The organism is Paenibacillus sp. FSL H7-0357, assembly GCF_000758525.1.
Lineage (GTDB): Bacteria > Bacillota > Bacilli > Paenibacillales > Paenibacillaceae > Paenibacillus_AQ.
In genome coordinates this window covers 5,286,889-5,306,460 of sequence record NZ_CP009241.1, presented here as the reverse complement: position 1 = coordinate 5,306,460, position 19,572 = coordinate 5,286,889, and the positions used below count along the sequence as shown (strand labels likewise).

General features: G+C 50.7%; 17 protein-coding genes. 13 read left to right on the top strand and 4 right to left on the bottom strand.

The annotated features are described in order from the left end of the window. Positions 1-52: 52 nt before the first annotated feature. Positions 53-991: an aldo/keto reductase gene (locus tag H70357_RS23285; RefSeq protein WP_231578306.1), complete on the bottom strand. Its 939-nt coding sequence runs from the start codon at positions 989-991 to the stop codon at positions 53-55. A 187-nt stretch (positions 992-1,178) separates the two neighbouring features. On the opposite strand from H70357_RS23285, the gene H70357_RS23280 reads away from it, so the two are divergent. The 7 genes from H70357_RS23280 to H70357_RS23250 all read left to right on the top strand — a co-directional run bounded on the left by H70357_RS23280 (position 1,179) and on the right by H70357_RS23250 (position 8,969). Further along, positions 1,179-1,490: a hypothetical protein gene (locus tag H70357_RS23280; protein WP_038594670.1), complete on the top strand. Its 312-nt coding sequence runs from the start codon at positions 1,179-1,181 to the stop codon at positions 1,488-1,490. A gap of 212 nt (positions 1,491-1,702) precedes the next feature. Continuing rightward, entirely contained in the window at positions 1,703-2,761 is a 1,059-nt protein-coding gene (locus H70357_RS23275; protein ID WP_038600267.1) for a FecCD family ABC transporter permease, read from the top strand. Between the two features lie 2 nt (positions 2,762-2,763). Then, positions 2,764-3,798 (top strand): FecCD family ABC transporter permease, encoded by a 1,035-nt coding sequence (locus H70357_RS23270; RefSeq protein WP_038594668.1) that lies wholly within the window; start codon positions 2,764-2,766, stop codon positions 3,796-3,798. Positions 3,799-3,845: 47 nt separating this feature from the next. After that, the gene (locus tag H70357_RS23265) at positions 3,846-4,886 is read left to right on the top strand and encodes an NAD(P)/FAD-dependent oxidoreductase (RefSeq protein ID WP_038594666.1); all 1,041 of its coding nucleotides are present in this window, start codon (positions 3,846-3,848) and stop codon (positions 4,884-4,886) included. A gap of 199 nt (positions 4,887-5,085) precedes the next feature. Continuing rightward, positions 5,086-6,657, top strand: a complete 1,572-nt coding sequence (locus H70357_RS23260) for a spore germination protein (protein WP_038594664.1) — start codon at positions 5,086-5,088, stop codon at positions 6,655-6,657. Next, complete coding sequence (locus tag H70357_RS23255; protein ID WP_038594662.1) at positions 6,647-7,855, top strand: Ger(x)C family spore germination protein; 1,209 nt, start codon at positions 6,647-6,649, stop codon at positions 7,853-7,855. Before H70357_RS23260 ends, H70357_RS23255 begins: the two co-directional genes overlap by 11 nt. A gap of 16 nt (positions 7,856-7,871) precedes the next feature. Continuing rightward, complete coding sequence (locus tag H70357_RS23250) at positions 7,872-8,969, top strand: GerAB/ArcD/ProY family transporter (RefSeq protein ID WP_038594660.1); 1,098 nt, start codon at positions 7,872-7,874, stop codon at positions 8,967-8,969. Between the two features lie 4 nt (positions 8,970-8,973). On the opposite strand, the gene H70357_RS23245 is transcribed toward H70357_RS23250, so the two are convergent. From H70357_RS23245 to H70357_RS23235, 3 genes are all read right to left on the bottom strand, one after another. After that, positions 8,974-9,201 carry a YczF family membrane protein gene (locus H70357_RS23245; protein ID WP_038594658.1) on the bottom strand — a complete coding sequence of 76 codons (228 nt, stop codon included), beginning with the start codon at positions 9,199-9,201 and terminating at the stop codon, positions 8,974-8,976. Between the two features lie 183 nt (positions 9,202-9,384). Then, on the bottom strand, positions 9,385-10,392 hold the full coding sequence (locus H70357_RS23240; RefSeq protein WP_038594656.1) for an ABC transporter substrate-binding protein: 1,008 nt from the start codon (positions 10,390-10,392) through the stop codon (positions 9,385-9,387). A 69-nt stretch (positions 10,393-10,461) separates the two neighbouring features. Further along, positions 10,462-12,078, bottom strand: a complete 1,617-nt coding sequence (locus tag H70357_RS23235; RefSeq protein WP_052092208.1) for an AraC family transcriptional regulator — start codon at positions 12,076-12,078, stop codon at positions 10,462-10,464. Between the two features lie 147 nt (positions 12,079-12,225). On the opposite strand from H70357_RS23235, the gene H70357_RS23230 reads away from it, so the two are divergent. From H70357_RS23230 to H70357_RS23205, 6 genes are all read left to right on the top strand, one after another. Further along, entirely contained in the window at positions 12,226-12,585 is a 360-nt protein-coding gene (locus H70357_RS23230; RefSeq protein WP_038594654.1) for a (2Fe-2S) ferredoxin domain-containing protein, read from the top strand. 109 nt (positions 12,586-12,694) lie between these two features. Further along, positions 12,695-13,633 carry a carbohydrate ABC transporter permease gene (locus H70357_RS23225; RefSeq protein WP_038594652.1) on the top strand — a complete coding sequence of 313 codons (939 nt, stop codon included), beginning with the start codon at positions 12,695-12,697 and terminating at the stop codon, positions 13,631-13,633. Positions 13,634-13,658: 25 nt separating this feature from the next. After that, complete coding sequence (locus H70357_RS23220; protein ID WP_038594650.1) at positions 13,659-14,498, top strand: carbohydrate ABC transporter permease; 840 nt, start codon at positions 13,659-13,661, stop codon at positions 14,496-14,498. 155 nt (positions 14,499-14,653) lie between these two features. Next, positions 14,654-16,048, top strand: a complete 1,395-nt coding sequence (locus H70357_RS23215) for an extracellular solute-binding protein (protein ID WP_038594648.1) — start codon at positions 14,654-14,656, stop codon at positions 16,046-16,048. A gap of 101 nt (positions 16,049-16,149) precedes the next feature. Then, positions 16,150-17,961, top strand: coding sequence for a sensor histidine kinase (locus H70357_RS23210; protein WP_038594646.1), 1,812 nt, complete (start codon positions 16,150-16,152; stop codon positions 17,959-17,961). After that, positions 17,954-19,567: an AraC family transcriptional regulator gene (locus H70357_RS23205; protein WP_038594644.1), complete on the top strand. Its 1,614-nt coding sequence runs from the start codon at positions 17,954-17,956 to the stop codon at positions 19,565-19,567. The genes H70357_RS23210 and H70357_RS23205 overlap by 8 nt, the downstream gene beginning before the upstream one ends. The last annotated feature ends 5 nt before the right edge of the window (positions 19,568-19,572 follow it).

Sequence of the window (19,572 nt, the reverse complement as noted above, 5' to 3'; positions counted from 1 at the left end):
TTGCAGATTGACAAAGAAGACCTGAGGGATGCCCTCAAGGTCTTCTTTGTGATTACCAACCCAGCTTCTGGTCTCTAATCTCCGTTATCCAGAGATCCTGAAGCTTCTTGACGTGGGCTTCAGGCATCGCTGCTGCGCTGGCCGATATATTCTCAATCAGTTGGGCACTGTTCCGTACACCGGGGATGACGGTTGTGACTTCAGGATAGGCCAGGATGAATCTCAGAGCGGCCATCGTCATCGTCGTTTCTTCATTGGTTATGAATTTGATTTGCTCCAGAAGTGCTGCACGCTTACGGATCACTTCCGGCGACCAGCGGCTGCGCACACCTTCGAAGCTGCTCTGGCTGTTATATTTGCCGGACAGCCAGCCGGAGTCGAGTGGGACCTTGACAATAATGGCGATATTGTTATCCTGGGCACGCTTGAACGCTTCGGCAGTCTCCTGATAAAAGATATTAAACATCACTTCCAGCACACCGATGTTCGTATGCTCGATAACCTCCAGCATATCCGGGATGGAATCGACAGAAACGCCGTAGGTGAGGATTTTACCCTCGGCTTTTAACTTCTCCAGTTCCTCATAATGTCCGTGTTTCCCATCCAGCATGTCAAAAGGCGGATTATGGATCAGCACGGAATCGACATAGTCAGTTTGCAGCCGCTGCAAGCTGACTTCAACCGAGGCCCTGATTTGATCCGCGCCATAGTTCGAGCTGCCGTCCGCCTGATGTCCGAATTTCGTATTGATGACGGCATTCCTGCGTTTTCCGGCTAGAGCCTTCCCAAGCAGCTCTTCGCTTTTGCCAAGTCCATAATTGGGAGCGGTGTCAAAAAAGTTTATCCCTCTCTCCAAAGCTTCATGCACCAGGCGCACCGCCGCATCCTCCTCCATGGCTTCCCAATCCTGTCTGTTGCCCAGCTGCCATCCGCCGAAGCCGATTTCGGATACGGATTTACCTGTACGTCCATAAGTTCTTGAGTTCATCATATTCACTCCCTATAGGATTGATCAATGGTTCATATACTTAGCTGCTCATATTTCCAGAAGATTATATTATATTACTAGAATATTGCAATACTGGACACAGATATTTCCTAAGGCATGCAAAGAGCCTGTGAAACATAGGATTGTATAAGAGCTGTCTCCATTCAACTGCAGCAGGAGGGATTGGTGTATGGACGGGAAGATGAGTGCAATCATTATGCAGATAGACGCTCTTGCAACCGATATCATTGTACCTTTGCGCAGAAAAATCATAAATGAGGCCGGATTTATGCAGCTGTATGCCGTTCTGGAAGAGGTTTATGTGTTGATTGAGCACGAAAGGCAGATCGACAGGGAGCTGGCGGCCATTTTATTCCTGATCTATTCACAGCTTGTGACCCAGGCTAATTATGTGTATGACAAAAGCACTTTTGTGCCTCATATTGGCAAAATGCAGGGATACATCCGCAAAATATTTGGCGGCACGCTGCAAAATGACTAGTCCCAAGGTCAGGAAATCTCCGTTATCCGTCCTATTATCAAGGAGAGATAACGGGGATTTTGTGTTATTTAGGGCCAAAACTTGTCATTTTAACGGAGATTAGAGGTTTTTGAGCGGTGTGCTTTCATTTGTCCATTGCCAAACAACGCCATTTTCATTTACAATATTACAATGATAATGAGAATCAATTTCATAGAAAACGGGTGACTTTAATGAATCAACAGGCAACGGCCAGCAAAGGGCTAATCCAGGGGAGAGATCCGGTGAAGTTCCGTTCACGCCCATGGGCAGCAACGCTGATATTGGTCGGCGGTCTGATTGCATTAGCACTAGGCATTGCACTTTCGGTCTCGTTCGGAGCCAAAGACATTAACTTTTCTGTAGTGTGGACCGCTGTGTTTCACTTCAATCCGGATATTACGGATCATCAAATTATCCGCGAGCTGCGGCTGCCGCGCGTGCTCGGCGGGGCCATGGTAGGTGCCAGCTTTGCGGTGGCAGGAGCGATTATGCAGGGGATGACCCGCAACCCGCTCGCGGATTCCGGGCTGATGGGCATAAACTCTGGAGCGGGGTTTGCGCTTGCACTCTGCTTTGCATTCTTGCCGAATTTACCGTTCATGTATCTGATTTTATATGCATTTGTGGGAGCCGGGGCCGGGGCGGCAATTGTGTATGGTATCGGGTCCATGGCCAAGGGTGGCCTTACACCTGCCCGTCTGGTACTTGCCGGAGCGGCCTTCAGTGCGCTGCTCTCTGCGCTCAGCGAAGGCGTAGCTTTATATTTTCAGATTGGACAAGATCTGGCTTTCTGGTATGCAGGAGGCGTAGCCGGTACGAAGTGGATTCAGCTCAAAATTATGTTTCCCTGGATCGGCGGGGCGATTATAGGCGCTCTCATTTTATCCCGCTCCATCTCTATGCTCAGCCTGGGTGAGGATATCGCCAGAGGCCTCGGGCAACGGACGGGTCTGGTCAAATTGGCCGGTGCATTAATCGTGCTGATTCTTGCCGGCTCCTCAGTAGCAGTTGTCGGAGCAGTGGGCTTTATTGGGCTGATCATTCCCCATCTGACGCGTTATCTTGTAGGGGTGGATTATAGGTGGATTATCCCTTGTTCCGCCATTCTGGGCAGTCTGCTGGCTGTATTTGCCGATCTGACCGCCAGAATGATCAATCCGCCGCAAGAAGTGCCCCTGGGCGCTATCATTGCGCTAATCGGTGTGCCTTTCTTTCTGTATTTGGCCCGCAAAGAAAGAAGGGAGCTGTAGTCATGCAGAGAACAACAGCTTTATCCTATGAATCTACCAGACGCAGACGCGGACTGACCGTTCTGGCTGTGATATTTGCATTAATCGTACTCGTGTTTATTATCAGTGTGAATACAGGATACATACGACTTACTCCTATGGAACTGCTGAACACTTTGCTCGGCAAAGGTACGGACAAGCAGGAGCTGATCCTGTTCGACTTCCGTCTGCCGCGCATCGTTATCTCCGTTCTGATCGGAGCGGGACTTGCCGTTTCCGGAGCAGTCATGCAAGGCGTCTTCCGCAATGACCTGGCTGATCCCGGCATTCTCGGCATCAACGCCGGAGCCGGCCTGATGGTTATGCTGATGGTTTCTTTTTATCCATCGACGACTGCTGCACCGGTATACCTGCTGCCGCTCGTTGCTTTTGTCGGAGCAGGACTGACTGCGGCCTTGATTTATGTGCTTGCGTATAAGCGGTATCAGGGGATATCCCCGATCCGCCTGCTTCTGACCGGCGTAGCAGTTGCAGCCGGAATCAGCGCAGCGATGATTGTGCTGACGCTGCGTCTTGATCCTGATAAGTATCAATTTGTCGCTACCTGGCTGGCGGGCAGCATCTGGGGGACCAGCTGGAAATTTGTGCTTTCCCTGCTCCCCTGGATTGTGATTCTGCTGCCCTATGTGATCTACAAAGCCCGGGTAATGAATGTGCTTAATCTGGGCGAGCAGACAGCCACCGGACTTGGAGCCGCTGTTACCAGAGAGCAGTTCAAGCTGCTCGCAGCCGCAGTCGGACTCGCAGCTTCTAGTGTCGCTGTCAGCGGCGGGATCGGTTTTGTCGGCCTGGTCGGTCCGCATTTAGCCAGACGTCTGGTGGGTCCGAAGCATCAGCTGATGCTTCCCGCTTCCGCGCTGCTAGGTTCCCTGCTGGTTATCACCGCCGATACGATCGGCCGCTGGATATTGCAGCCCTCGGAGATCCCTACAGGGATCGTGGTTGCTGTGATAGGTGCACCTTATTTTCTCTATTTGCTGGCCCGGACGAAGTCTTGATAGAGACCAAAATTACTCAAGCCAAAAACATATACGGAGGGAAATATATGAGCAATCAACTGGAATTATACGATGTAACGATCATTGGCGGGGGACCCGCAGGTATGTATACAGCATTTTATAGCGGCATGAGAGATTTGAAGACAAAGCTGATTGAAGCCAAGGAAGAGCTTGGCGGGAGAATGCTCATCTATCCTGAGAAAATGATCTGGGATGTGGGTGGAGTCACCCCGATCCTCTGCGGCCAATTGATTAAACAGCTGGAGGAGCAGGCCCGGACTTTCGATCCGACTATTGTTCTGGGGCAGCAGATTATTGCTCAGGAGCGGCAGGAGGACGGAACCTATATTCTGACTTCGAATACAGGCGAACAGCATTGGACGCGTACGATCATTCTGGCGATCGGCTATGGTATTCTGCAGATGGCGAAGCTGGAAATTGAAGGGGCGGACCGCTACGAGGTTACGAATCTGCATTATACGGTGCAAGAGCTGGAGCCGTTCCGCGGCAAAGCAGTGCTGATCTCCGGCGGTGGCGACTCCGCGGTAGATTGGGCCAACGAACTTGAAGGTATCGCAGCCAGCGTAACCATTGTGCACCGCAGAGAGCAGTTTGGCGGTCATGAGAAGAATATCGCGCGGATGAAGGCTTCCTCCGTAGAAGTACGCGTGCCGTTTGCGGTAAGCCAGCTGCACAGCAGCAATGGAGAGACGATCGACCAGGTGACGATCAGCCATATAGAATCCGGGGAAACAGAGCAGTTTGCGGTGGACGCGGTAATTGTGAACCATGGTTTAAAAAGCGATTTTGGGCCACTGAAGGAATGGGGCCTCGATATGGGCGACTGGTGCGCCAATGTCAGCGGGCGGCTGGAGACGAATCTGCCCGGTATCTTTGCCGCAGGTGATTTTGTAGATTACAGCAGCAAGGTCCGCCTGATTGCCGGCACCTTTACCGATGCCGTTCTGGCCTTGAACAGTGCCAAGCTGTATATGGATCCCGATGCACCCAAAGCAGCCTATGTCTCCTCGCATAATGACCGCTTCAAGGAAAAGAACAAGGCGCTTGGCGTAAGTGATGAACACTAGCATACAACATAATGATTGATAAATATGGCTGTCCCAAAGTAGAAGAATCTACGGCGGGGCAGCTTTTTCTGTTTCCGCATGGATAAATTCAGAAATGAAGGATCATCGGCTGGAAAGCTTTATGCAGCATCTCACACATTCCATAACCTGCATAAAAAGAGAGTGGCAAGCGAATAGTAAAAGGCAGGAGGTGCCGAAGATGGCTAAACGCAACCCAGAACCTAAGCCCGCCGGGGCGCATGAAGGCAGCACTTCAAGCCCCCCCCTCTCCTTAAGCCTTGAGGACAACGTTAAAGTGATTAGATCCAGACTTGGAAACAGCCCGGATCTGATTATACGCGAGTACGAAACAACAGATAATGCCAACCAGATGGCTGCAGTATATATCAACGGCATCATCGACAAGGAAAGAGTAGAAGAGTTCATTACCCATGCCTTTTCGTTTGGAATTCTAAGCGAAGAGAAGTCCGCTGAACTGACAATCTTGGACTTGTTCACCTATGTGCAAGAAAAGGCGCTCAACATCGGCAAGGAAAAACTCGTTCAGGATCTGAACAGTCTTCTGGAAGCCCTCATGTCGGGAGATACGGTATTGCTGTTTCATGGCCTGAAGGATGCCATCAGCCTAAGTACAAGCGGCGGTGAAAGCAGAGCTGTCACGGAGGCCGCAACCCAGGTAGCCATCCGCGGCTCCAAGGAGAGCTTTACGGAATCTCTTGGCACGAACATCGCCCTTGTGCGCAGAAGAATCAAGAGCCCTGACCTATGGATCGAGACAATGACCCTTGGGGCTGTAACTAAAACCGATGTCACCATGATGTATATTCACGGACTAGCCCCGGAAGAGACACTTCAGGAATTCAGGAAGAAGCTTAAGGCGATCCACGTGGATTCTATTCTGGAATCGGGATATATTGAGCAGATGATTGAAGAGAACAGGTTCTCTCCTTTTCCGACGATGTACAATACAGAACGGCCGGACAGCGTGGCCGGAAATCTGCTGGAAGGCAGAATAGCTTTGTTTGTAGACGGGACTCCTTTCGTGCTGATCGCGCCTACAACCTTTCTAATGTTTTTTCATACAGTTGAGGATTACTATCAGCGGTATGATATATCGACATTAATCCGTTTACTGAGATTACTGTGCCTGGTGATTTCCTTATTTGGTCCAGCGGTTTTTGTTGCAGCACTGAATTTTCATCAGGAGATGATCCCTACACCCCTGCTGATTAATCTGGCCTCACAGCGGGAAGGCGTGCCTTTTCCCACGTTCGTTGAGGCGTTGATGATGGAGGTTACCTTTGAGATCATCCGTGAGGCCGGCATTAGGATGCCTTCTCCCATCGGTCAAACCGTCTCGATTATTGGGGGGCTGGTTCTGGGACAGGCGGCCGTGCAGGCCGGGATTGTGTCCCCTGCCATGGTTATTGTGGTTTCATTAACGGGGATCTCCAGCTTTGCCACGCCTTCCTTTAATATGGCGTTGTCCATACGCGTACTCCGCTTTGTTATCATGTTTATTGCTGCTTTTATAGGTCTTTACGGCATAGCCATTGTCAGCCTGATACTGGTTGCCCATATGTGCTCCTTGCGTTCCCTGGGTGTTCCCTATCTCTCCCCAATCGCTCCGTTTGCGCCGGGTGATCAGAAGGACGTCATATTACGGACACCTTTGCATTTCATGAAGACCCGCAAACGTTTGATCAACCGCAATAGCGCTGAATCCGGCCAGAGCGGTCAGAACCGGCAGGGAAATAACAATGAGAACTAAAATGCCGGTTCTGCTGACGGTTTGGTTGATCCTATCTCTGATCCTCACAGGATGCTGGAACAGCAGAGAATTAAATGACCTTGCCATTGTGAGCGGTATCGGAATTGATCTAACGGCAAACAACGGGGAATTCCGGGTTACCTTTCAGGTGGTCATTCCGTCGGCTTCGTCTACAAGTATGGGCTCCGGGAACGGAATGCCTGCGGTTACTGTCATTTCTGCAAGCGACCGGACGGTATTCGGGGCATTGCGTAAAGCCTCCAAGCGGGCGACGCGTCAGCTGTTTTTTGCCCATTCTCAGCTCGTTGTTGTGGGTGAATCGCTGGCCAGAAGCGGAATTGAAGGCTTGTTCGATATTTTTGAGCGATCACATGAACTTCGCCTGAACTCGCCGGTGCTGATTTCCAGAAATTCAGATGCCGCATCTGTGCTCAAGATATTGACGACGCTGGAGAGTCTGCCCTCCATGGGGGTGGTCAAAAAGATGCAAAATACCTCCAGAGTATACGGAGAGAACCGGAACATGAATGTATTTGAGATCATTAACGGGATCACGGGGGAAGGGGATTTGACGATTAACGGTCTGCGAATTATCGGGGATCCAGCCGATGGGATGAAGAAATCCAGCCTCGAACAATCAGAAACGAAGGCGGGAACAATAATGAGCGGATTGGGTGTCTTTAAGGATGGTAAGCTGATTTATTGGATGGACGGGCCTGCGGCGAGAGGCACTCAATGGGTGCTTAATAAAGTCAGAGAAACTAATATTGACATCGCCTCTGATAAAAAAGATGAGGATATTGCCGTCAATGTGCTCTACTCGAAGACCACTGCCAAGGTTGAACTCAGGAACGGTATACCGGTCTTTCATCTGCATATTCGTGAGGAAGGCATTGTAAACGAAACGGGAAGTTATGTGGATTTGAGCCGGAAGGAAGAAATTGTGAAGCTGGAAGCTGAACTGGAGGAGAAAACCAGGGAGGAAGTAGAGCTGGCTATACGAACCGCTCAAGCGTCTCAAACCGACATCTTTGGTTTTGGCAATGAACTGAAGCGTACCGATCCGGCGACCTGGAACAAGCTAGGGAAGGAATGGAGCACCGCATTTGCACAAGGCGAATTGGATATTCAGGTTGAAGCTTATATCCGCAGTACCGGGATGAGATTGAAGCCTTACATGGCTCCAGAAAAAGAATGAACGGGTGAGCTGATTTATGAGAAAAGAAGTTATCGGACCGGTTCAATTATTTTCCATGATAGTACTGTTCGAACTGGGGACGGCGATTGTGGTACCCATTGGGCTGGAAAGCGGACATACCGTCTGGCTGTCGATCCTGATAGCTCTGCCCGGAGGGATTCTCTTATATTGGATCTACGTCGATTTGTATCTTCAATTTCCCAATATGATTATCAGCGGATACACACAACAAATTCTCGGTAAATGGATCGGCTGGCCGCTGAGTCTGCTGTTTCTTCCCATCCTGTTGTATAACGGCTCCCGGAATTTGCGGGAAGCAGGAGACCTCCTCATCTCGGCTTCATACGACAGGACGCCTGTGTTTATCATTAATTCAATTATGGTAATCGCCGTAATGTATATTCTATACAAGGGGATCGAGGTGTTTGCAAGAACGTCAGAGATCTACTTTTTTATCACCATCCTTATGGGTTTGCTCTGCAACTTTGTAGTCATTGCGGCGGGGCTGACTAAGTTCAAGAATCTGTTTCCGATTCATGCCGGGGAATGGATGGAAGCACTGCGCTCCGCTTACCCGAGCATATGGATTTTCCCTTTTGGCGAACTTGTCTGCTTCACGACGATACTTCCTCATCTCAACAAAACGCGGAAGGTCAGGAAGACAGGAATCGCCGCCATTCTTTTAAGCGGATTTCTGCTCAGCTTCACGCATGCTGTTGAGATGTCGGTGCTTGGAACAGACATTTACAGCCGCACAACCTTTCCGATGTTTACGACCATTACGCTCGTCAATGTGGCCAACTTTATTCAACGCCTGGATGCGTTTGTCATCCTGACCCTGATTATTGGCGTGTTTTTCAAAATGTCGATTTATTGCTATGCGGCTGTCATGATTGCGGCTGATTTATTCAAGGTTAAGGATACGCGCAGGCTGGTTATCCCGGTAGGGGTTGTGGTATTGTTCACTTCGTTTGTCAGTGCGGAGAATTACCCTGTCCATATGAAAGAAGGCAGTATTTTCCTCAAGAATATTCTGCCTATTCTGTGTGCTGTCATCCCGATTCTGTTGTTTCTTGTGAACAGGCTGCGGCGCAGATTCGGACTGTACCGGTAAATTATTATTTCTGCGGAGCTCTGTTCCGTTTGATATAGCTGGCAATTGCGGCAACAATGGGCAGAGCGGCAAATACAACCATGATGAACACTTCCTGCAGGGTAGTGGTTGCAAATGTGACATAAAAGGAATGCATCGACATCGCGAAGCTGGTGCCTGACAGCAGATCGACAACGACCAACAGCCAAAATGTTAAAAAAGCGAGCAAAAAATAGATCCCCAGAACCTTCATACGGTTGTCCTCCTTGGCGGCAAGTGTTTGAAAGTATTGCTCTTTCGGGAACTGTAGACTAGAGGTATTATCTCCATTTCTGGATGCGGTTAATCAAATTGCCTCCTGTATACTCCGGGCTGCGGAAGCTGGCCATAAAAAAACCGGCAGACCAGCCAATCAAGGCTAATCTCCGGCTTGTGCTTATTGTCCTTTAGTCAGCCAGTCCGCCAATTCCTCAGTCTGGGACAATACAGCAATAGGGTCATAATACCACGAACGTTCCTCTTTCCAGACATAGAGATGATCGTTTTTGACTGCAGGGAGGTTGCCCCAAATAGGATCATCTTTGAAGTTCTGGACGGTGTAGTTGTTATCGGTCACGATGAGATAATCCCCTGCATACTTGTTAAGCACCTCTGTCGATAATTCCGCCCACTGCTTCTCCATGATTTCGGCGGCGACTTCGGTTGGAGGCTTGCGGCCCAGCGCCTGATAGATCGGCTGTCCGCCCCGTCCGAAATTGTCCCCGTAGACCCAGGTGGTTTTTTCTGAATGCTCCAGGATACTGAAGGTTGCATCTGCAGGAATGGCTGCATCTACCTTAGCCTTAGCAGCGGCGATACGTTTGTCGTATTCGGCCAGCCAATCCTTTGCTTGCTGTTCTTTGCCCAGCAGCTCACCGAAATAAGTCAGTTCCTGATGAGCATCTTTTAGATCCCCGTAAGGTACAATGACCGTTGGCGCGATTTGGCTTAAAGCCTCATAGCTGTCGGCATTGCCGGAGATAATCAGGTCCGGATCCAGCGCGATGATTTTCTCGGGCGACATCTTTCCGTAGGTTCCGGTATCCGCCACACCTGTAAGGGATTCCTTGTAGTACATATTTTGCAGCGTCAGGCCAGGAGCGCCGACGGGAATGGTGTCCAGTGCAATCAGGCTGCCCAGATATTCCTCGGCAACGATCCGCTTCGGCTGAACGGGGATTTCAATATCGCCGTTTACAGTTGTCACTGTTTTGAACGATGCCGGTGCAGTTGTTTCTGCAGGCTGCTGTGAAGGTGCCGGAGCTTCGGCAGCACTTCCTGAATTAGTTGCGGAGCCTGTGCTCTGGTTGCTGCCACAGGCTGAGACCAGAAGAGTCAGGGTCAAGAGCAGCGGGTAGACGAGCCAGCGCTTCCGGGTGTTGCTGTTATGTTGCTGGTTAATCAACTTATAGGCCTCCTTATGTAGAACGATTATCATTCTCATTTACACTTTACAGATTTCAACCGGTGAACACTATGGCTTAATGTGATCTTGTCCTATGGAAATTTGTGATCTTATTGTTCTCATTAGCGTCTTTAGCTGAGCCAATGAAGAGAGGGGATCAAACCCATAGAACATGTCCGGCTGATCGAGGAGATAGACATGCCCGCTGCGGGCTGCGTCAAGCTCCTGCCAGCGGGCGGAGCGCAGCAGGGTCTCGAAGCGCCGCTGGCCCTCAGCGGTTGAAGCGCTGCTGGTGAAGAAGATATGATCTGCCGGATAATCGGCTATTTGCTCAGCCGGTATTTCCAGATAACCACGGTTCATCAGCCCGTGCTCCATCAAGACGCCGGGCGGCTGAAAGCCGAGATCGCCATATAAAATCTGGCAGCCATGGCCATAGCTGCTGCTGAAGCAGTACGCGCTGCTCGTGCCGAACTCCCAAATGACGGCTGTGCCCCGTGCGCCAAGCAGCCGGTCCAATTGCAGGTTAGCTTCGTAGCAAAGCTGATCATAATGTCTCAACCAGGCTTCGGCCTGGGGCTGCCGGTCTGCAATCCCGGCAATCATCCGAAACTGCTCGCGCCAGTCCATTTGCATGTAAGGCAGCTCTATCACTGGAGCTACCGGCAGCAGCTGCTTGCTCTCTCCGGGGAGGTCATAGCTGATGATGACATCCGGGCGCACAGCGGCAACCCTATTATAGAGCATGGCCGCGCTGCTGCCTTCGAGCTGAAGCTTAAGCGCAGAAGGAACCGTCTCATGACGTTCCATCCACCCGGAATACACTCCGAGCTGTGGCGTAATCTCCAGAGCCCGCAGGCTTGCGGTATGGTTGAAATTGAGGGCCACAATTCTTTTATTCTTACGGTGGTAGGCTGCAGGAGAAATACCAACGACCTGCTTAAATTTCCGGCTTAAGTAGGTCCCCTCAACATAGCCGACCTCCAGCGCAAGCTGAGACAAATTCGGAGCACCGGTCAGCATCCGCTTCTGGGCTCTGCGGATGCGCTGCAGGGTTACATATTCGTTGAAGGTTTGTCCGGTAGCTTTGCGGAAGACCCGCGAGAAGTGTTCCGGGCTAACTCCTGCCCGTTCGGCCATCTGACTTCTTGTGATATCCTCGGAATAATGTGCTTCTATATATTCCAGCACGCGGTCAAGCCAATGCGCCGGGGACTGGCTGTTCTCTCTGATTTCGCCATGAAGCTCAGTCAGCAATTCGGTGAATAACTGCTGTACGGTGAAAGGGGACTGAATTTCGCTCCCCTCCCAGACTCTCAGCAGGCGGGCTGCGAGTGTGCAAACCTTAGTCGAGCAATTCCCCAACGGGTGCCTGTCGTTCAGGGGATTTGTCTGATTGCTCAGCAGCGGAAATGTAGAGTATTCAATCCATACACCCTGCAACTGATGCTGCGGGCTCAGAGAAACACCGGGCTGTGTGCTGCAGCACAGCATGCTGCCGCCTGAGAGGCTAAGGCGTTCGTCTTGAATATCGATAGTTCCGCTGCCTCCGGTTACAATAATAGACAAGTGTCCGGAGGATCCGGGAGCAATGCTTGCGGCTAATCCGGTTAGATTTTCAACACGTACCGGGAAGTAGAAATGATGGGAATGAGGGCGGGAATCGCCAGGTTGCCGGAGAGGCATGGATAGAATCACTCCTTTGATGTTTGATAATCATTCTCATTTGTATTATAGCAGCCTTTCACCCTATTGACGATTGTCCGGGCAATAGGTAGAGTTTAGAAGAATTCATGTAAAGGTATTATTGTTCAGAAAGAGGTGGGAGTTTCCATGACGACCTGGAATTTGCAAGGAACAGTAAGCCATCTGCTGATCTGCAATGGGAGCAGCTGCAGAAAGCATAAGGGTGAAGAGGTGGCTGATGCAATAGAGGATGAGATCGAGAAGCAGGGCGCGGAGCGGCAGGTTCATACGACGGTTACCCGCTGCAACGGAAGATGCTCGGATGCCTGCGTAGTGATTTCCTATCCGGAAGGCGTATGGTATAAGGAGATTACCCCCAAATCGGCCAAAGCGCTGGTGCGCAAGGTTCTGGAAGGCGAACGTCTGGAAGACAACGTGCTCTATACTTACGATGGAGGGCTCATTGCAGCAACCGAGAAAGATGCGAAGGGCAAAAAGAAGAAGTAAAAATTACATCCAATATGATCAAAATACCGTCAAAGCGCTGGCGGTATTTTTTTTATACTAAATTTATAAACAGCGCACAACCAATAACGAAACTATTGAGGTGTTAGACATGGGACAAAACCTGGAAACTTTACCGCAACAACCGCCTGTGCGCAGCCGTAGAGCCTGGTCGCTGCAAAAGGGTGAGACGCTTTCCGGACTGCTGTTCGTAAGCCCGATGCTGATCGGGGTGACGATACTGGTGCTGATTCCGATCATCGCCACGTTATTCCTCGGATTTGCCGATTGGAACTTTGTTCAGGGCTTTGACGGCATCCGCTGGGTAGGCCTGCAGAATTTCACCAATCTGCTGCAGGACGAGATGTTCATCCGTTCGGTGCGCAACAATTTTCTGTTTCTGCTGACGGTGCCGGTGTATTTGCTGGTGTCGATGGTGCTGGCGATTCTGATTGACCGTTATGTGTATATGAAGGGATATTTCAAAATTGCCTATTTCGTTCCTTATGTGTCCATGACCGTAGCGGTAGCCATCGTATGGCAGGTGCTGTTCCAGCCCTCCTATGGACCTATTAATGAAATGCTCAAGGCCATCGGGATTGCCGACCCGCCGAAATGGATTGCTGATCCGCATTTCGCGTTGATCTCGATCATGATGATCTCTGTCTGGATCTCCATCGGCTTCAATATGATTATTTACATCGCCGGACTGCAGTCCATTCCGAAGGATTTGTATGAGGCGGCCGACATTGACGGAGCAGGCGCCTGGACAAAATTCAGACGGATCACCTTCCCGCTGCTGTCACCAACCACCTTTTTTCTTCTTGTAACCGGTATTATTGCCACTTTTAAAGTGTTTGATATTATCGCTGTCCTGACGCAGGGCGGCCCCATCGGCTCAACGACAATGATGGTCTGGTATTTATACGATACAGCTTTTGTAAATCTGAAGGTGGGTTATGCGTCGGCCATCGCTGTGGTCTTGTTCATCTTCGTGATGCTGATTACTTTCGGCCAGTGGCTGGCAGAGAAAAAATGGGTCAATTACTAGGGCGGCAAGGGAGGGAAGAGAAACTATGGAAATACGCACAGGCTTGGACTGGCGCAAAGTAATTATTACGGTTGTAATGTTTGCGGGAAGTGTTTTGTTCCTGCTGCCTTTTATATGGATGCTGGTAACGTCGTTCAAAGTAGAGTCGGAAGTGTTTGCTTACCCGATCCAGTGGCTCCCCAAGAAGTGGAATGCCATTGAGAATTACAAGGAAGTCTGGTTCGGGGATTACCCGTTCACTCTATATTACTGGAACTCGATCAAAGTGGCGCTGATCACGACGGCGTTATCCTGTCTGGTCTCGGCAATGGCCGCCTACGGCTTTTCGAAGATCAAATTCCGCTCCAGCAATTTCTTGTTTATGATCGTACTAGTGACGTATATGATTCCGGGACAGGCGATCCTGATACCGCAGTTTATCCTATACCGTAATATCGGGCTGTTTGACAGCCATTTTGGACTGATTCTGCTCGGCAGTTTCAGTGTTCTTGGAACCTTTATGCTGCGGCAGTTCTTTATGGGACTGCATCAGGAGTTCATTGAATCAGCTAAAATAGACGGTGCAGGCCACCCGAGAATCTTCTGGTCGATTGCACTTCCGCTGGTGAAGCCTGCTGTGGCTACTTATGCTATACTCCGGTTCATCTGGACCTGGAATGATTATCAGAATCCGCTGATCTTTATCCGAAGCGACAAGCTGCTGACCCTTCCAATAGCCATTCAGAAATTCACTTCCATGAGTGGAGAGTTCTATTCCCTGATCATGGCGGCCGCAGTGTCGGCAATTCTTCCGCTCATTATTATCTTTATCCTTGGCCAAAAAAGTGTTATCGAAGGAATTGCTCTTGGCGGTGTTAAAGGATAAGCTGCAAGCGGGAACTCTCCTATATTTAATAGAAGTAAAAATAATTCAATAAAAGTAAATATTGTTTCATGTGTCAAATGAAAGCGTATTCTATAATTCAGTTGTTAGTTTCATGTAAGTGAAAGCCGAAGAAAACTTTGAGGAGGGTTATAGAAATGAGAACAAAAGTATGGGCAGGAGCAATTACGGGGGTTCTGATGTTAAGCCTGCTGTCGGGCTGCGGCGGTAATAACAATAACAATGCTGCGGACGGTGGAGCGACTGCAGGCACAAACGGCGGGGCCTCCGGCAGCACCGAGACTACCAATCTGCGGCTCTACACCTACGGTACTGAGGAAGCCTATAACTGGAAGCATACGCTGGAGGCTTATGAAGCGGCAACTCCGGGAGTGAAGATTGAGCTGGTACAGCTCAGCGAGAAGGGAGATACACAGGAGGCCTTCAAAAAGCTGGATCTGGAGGCAGCGTCCTCCGCCCAAATGGACATTCTGATGTTCAGCGATGCGGCGGGTTATGCGCAGCGTGTCGCGCTTGGCATGGCGGAACCGCTGGATGAGTACATTGCCAAGGATAACTATAAGGTGGAAGAGGATTACAAGGTGGATACCCATCTGGACGGCAAGGTCTATGCGCTCCCGGGCAAATTCAATCCATGGTATGTGCTGCTAAACAAGGACCAATTGGACGAAGCGGGTCTTGCGGTGCCGGCCGAATGGACCTGGGATGAATTTGCCGACTACGCCAAGAAGCTGACTAAAGGTGAAGGCGCAGAGAAACGCTACGGAACCTACTTCCATGGCCCTCAAGCCGGCGGCTGGATGGAATTCCTGAAGCTGAAGCTGGAGAATCAACCGCAGAACTCCGAGTTTCTCAAAGCCGATGGCACGTCCAATCTGGACGATCCGAACTTCAAGGCGACGCTTGAGCTGAGACTGCGGATGGAGAAAGAGGATAAATCCTCGGTGCCCTACTCCGACATGATCTCCCAGAAGCTGGCCTACCGGACGCAATTCTTTAACCAATCCGCCAGCATGATTCTGATCGGCAGCTGGATGAACACGGAAATTGGCGGTACGGAAAAGGTGCCTTTGAACTTTAATGTGGCGGTTGCCCCGTTCCCTAAGAACACTGCAGGCGATGAGAACGGTCTGACTCCGGTTACTACAGACTATGTAGCTGTGGCAGCCAAATCCAAGAACAAAGAAGCGGCTTACAAGTTTGTGCGCTGGTACACAACGGAGGGACAGCTTGTCCAAGGTAAAAACATCCCGGCCTGGAGCAAGGTGACCAGCGATCAGGTGGAAGGCATCATTGATACGATTCTCACCGGCACCAAAAATCCGGAGAAGGTGGACAAAAAGTCACTGGTAGATACTCTCGTAGCTTCAAAAGCTTCGGCGATTATTCCACCCGCTACTTACCAGGCTGAGGTCTACAAAGCGATCAATGAAGAATACGAGAAAATGATCCTCGGCGATCAGGATGTGGATACAACGGTGAAAAACGCCAAGGAGCGGGTCGACAAAATTATTGCTGCCAACAAAAAATAATTGATATAATGTTTTAACCTTATACTTCTTGCAGAAACGGATGCCTTCCTTCATAAAAGGGGAGGCGCACCGTTTCTACTTGTTTCAGGGGGACATCCGATATGATTGGCAGACTGAGGGAACTTGCCCCTAAATCGATCCGCCATAAGCTGATCCTGGCAGCTGTGGCTTGCATTCTCGTTCCAGCCGCTCTGACACTAATCATTTATAATTCCTTGACCCAAGAGGCTGTAAAACGGCAAGCGGTTTCAAATGCGGAGGATTCCCTGCAGCTGGTGAGCGGTTCAGTAATGAACAGCTTGAAGGGAATGGTGACCATTGCCAATTACGTGCAGACCAATCCCGGGCTGAGAGCCTATTTCAAGCTGGTGGCCTCGGGCAATGCCAGCGGCAATGAATATGAACGCTTTATGGACAGCAACCAGGTGCTGGAGCAGCTTGATACCCTTACGGTTGTAGGCCAGAACTGCTATGTTACGATTCTGCTGACCAACAATGCTTACTATATGAACTATTCTGTTAGCGATTACAATCCGCTGGATCTTAAGAAAAAGCCCTGGTTCCAGAAGCTGATGGAACTGAAAGGGCTGGAATCCTATTGGATAGGTGTCGAGTCTACCGACTTCTCCTATGACAAATTTGATCATCCGTATCAGTTGACCGTTGCCCGTACGCTGCGGCTGGACAGCACAGAGATTTACGGCTATGCCATTGTCACGATTATGGAGGATCAGCTCCATTCAATTTTTGGCAATCTTTCCGCCGGCCAGAAGGTGACGCTGCTGGACAGTGCCGGCATGATCGTTTCCGGTGGCGATCCCGAAAGTATCGGCAAGCCGTTTCCATACACCGCCGCTGTGGATCATCTCAAGGATTCCTCTGTGGTTTCCATAGCAGGAGAGCGGTATCTGGTCGCCCAGCAGCAGATTCCGTTCAACGGCTGGAGGCTTGTGCTGATGCAGCCATATTCACAGAGCATTGTCGATATCAGCTCCATCTTCAACCGGGTATTTACCATACAGCTCATTTCCTTTTTTGTGTTTCTGCTGCTGCTGATCACACTGGTCCGTGCCTTTACGAAGCCGCTGGTGCGCCTCGGCAAAGTGACAACGGCAGTGCAGCGGGGCAATCTGCTGGTGCGTTCGGGGGTCCGGGGCAATGACGAGATCGGGCGCTTGGGCCTGCTGTTCGATCAGATGCTGGACCGGGTCAAGGAAATGATAGCCGAAGTATCCGACACCCAGGCGCGCAAAAGAAAAGCGGAGCTCAAAATGCTCCAGGCCCAGATCAACCCGCATTTTCTCTTTAATGTGCTCAACTCGATCCGGATGAAGGTCATGAAGCGGGGAGACCCGGACAGCGCCAAAATGATCGGTTCATTGTCCATGCTGCTGCGGATGACGATCAGCCGTGAGGAGGATGAGATTTTCCTGCATGAGGAGATCGACCTGGTCTCCCATTATGTCAGCTTGATGAATCTGCGCCAGAAGGAAGAGGCCGCGCTTCAGCTGGATATTGATCCGGAAGCTTTTCTCCTTAAAGTGCCGCGTTTCTTTCTTCAGCCGCTTGTCGAGAACGCGCTTATTCACGGTCTCAGCCAAAAGCCGGGAACGATCAGCATCCGGGCAGTCGTGGAAGAGAAGTTCATCGTGCTCACGGTTGAGGACAACGGGCGGGGGATGGACAGCAGCGAATTATCCAGCCTTACCCGCAAGATAAGCTTGGAAGCGGAGAGCCTTTCCGGCAAGGCAGAGCCTAAGGGCTCTTTTTCCGGCATGGGACTGCATAATGTGGTCGAGCGGATGAGAATTCTTTTTGGCGGGGAATTTGCTATTGAAGTCAGCAGCATAGCAGGCGATGGTACAGCAATCAAGATGTTTATTCCGCATAGGGAGGTGATCCGGGATGTATAAAGTCATGCTGGTGGATGATGATTATCCTGTAATCGAGCTTTTATCCGAAAGTATCCGCTGGGAGGAGCTTGGCCTGTGTCTGATGGGGACACATGAGAACGGCTGGAACGCCTGGGAGCATGCCCGGCTGGAGATGCCGGATATTCTGATTACGGATATCGGGATGCCGCGGATGAACGGATTGGAGCTGTCTTCACTCATGAAGGAGCTGAAGCCGGAGGTGCGGATAGCCATTCTTTCCTGCCACAACGAATTCCAGTACGCCCAGCAGGCGATGAGGCTGAATGTGCAGGATTATTTGCTGAAGGATGCGCTGGACCCGGAGGATCTGGTGCAGCTCCTGCGCAAATTCAAGGAATCGCTGGATGAGGAAACCAAAACAGGCTGGGAGAATTCCCGGATCAAGCATTTGTTCGGGGAGACCCGGGAGCTGCGCAAGGAGCGGAGCATCAAGAATTTTATCCACCAGCCGCTGCTTTCGCCGGAGAAATGGATGGATGAAGCTGCCGAATATGGATTGTTCCAGAATGGAGAAAGCTGCCTGCCGGTGATCGCCTATCTTGAGGACTACCGGCATGTGAAATACCGCTTCTCCTCGGATCAGACCCTGCATTTCGCCGTGTGCAATGTGATGAATGAGGTGCTGGACGGAATGAAGCCGAGAGGGCTGTATGTCGGTTACAATGTGAAGTCTTCGTTCCTGTTATTCTCCTATAAGCCCGGTCTTCAGGGCAATATTTATGCTGAAGCCGCCGCCGGTCTGAAGATGCTCCAGTCTACCTTGTTCAGGGTGCTGAAGATTCAAATGTCCTTCATTACAGGGGAAGGGACCGGGTCGCCGGAGGGCCTGAAGCAACAGCTTGGCCAACTGCTGGCGGGGGAAGAACAACGTTTCTATCTGGAGCAGGGGGAGATTGCGAAGCGGAAACCCCCGCAGTCTCCGGTCAGCGGCCACACCAACAATCTGTTCGCCCATTATGACCAGGCCAGTATGGAGCTGAGAGAGGTGCTGCTGGGCAGGTCCGGTGATTTGTCGCACCTAATAACGGATAAATGGATAGCGCAGATCCGGCAGGAGAAGTATGCACCGGAAGTGGTCAAGGATTGGACGCTGAAGCTGCTGCTCGATCTGAAGCTGAAGCTGCATTCCCTGCAGTCGGTCCGGCCTGCTTATTCGGCGGATACGCTGCATAAGGAGATTGTGGATATTGATTCACTGCCTGCCCTGCGGGAATGGCTCGATAATCACCTGAAATCCATCGCCCGCGCCAAAGGTGCGGGTGCCGGGGCGAGCAAGCGGGCCGAGGTGATGGAAGCCTGCCAGTATGTCTCCCTGCGTTTGGGCTCCAGAATCAGCCTGGATGAGGTGGCGGATCACTTGCACCTGAATTCCAGCTATTTCAGCAGGCTGTTTAAGAAGGAAACCGGCACTACTTTTATCGAATATGTAACCAAGCTGAAGATGGAGCGGGCCAAGGAGCTGCTGGACGGAACGAACTCTACGGTCGGTGAGATCTGTGAGCAGCTTGGGTATGACAACCAGAGCTATTTTATTAAGACATTCAAGTTGCATGCCGGAGTTACACCCGTGGAATACCGGGGCTGAACATT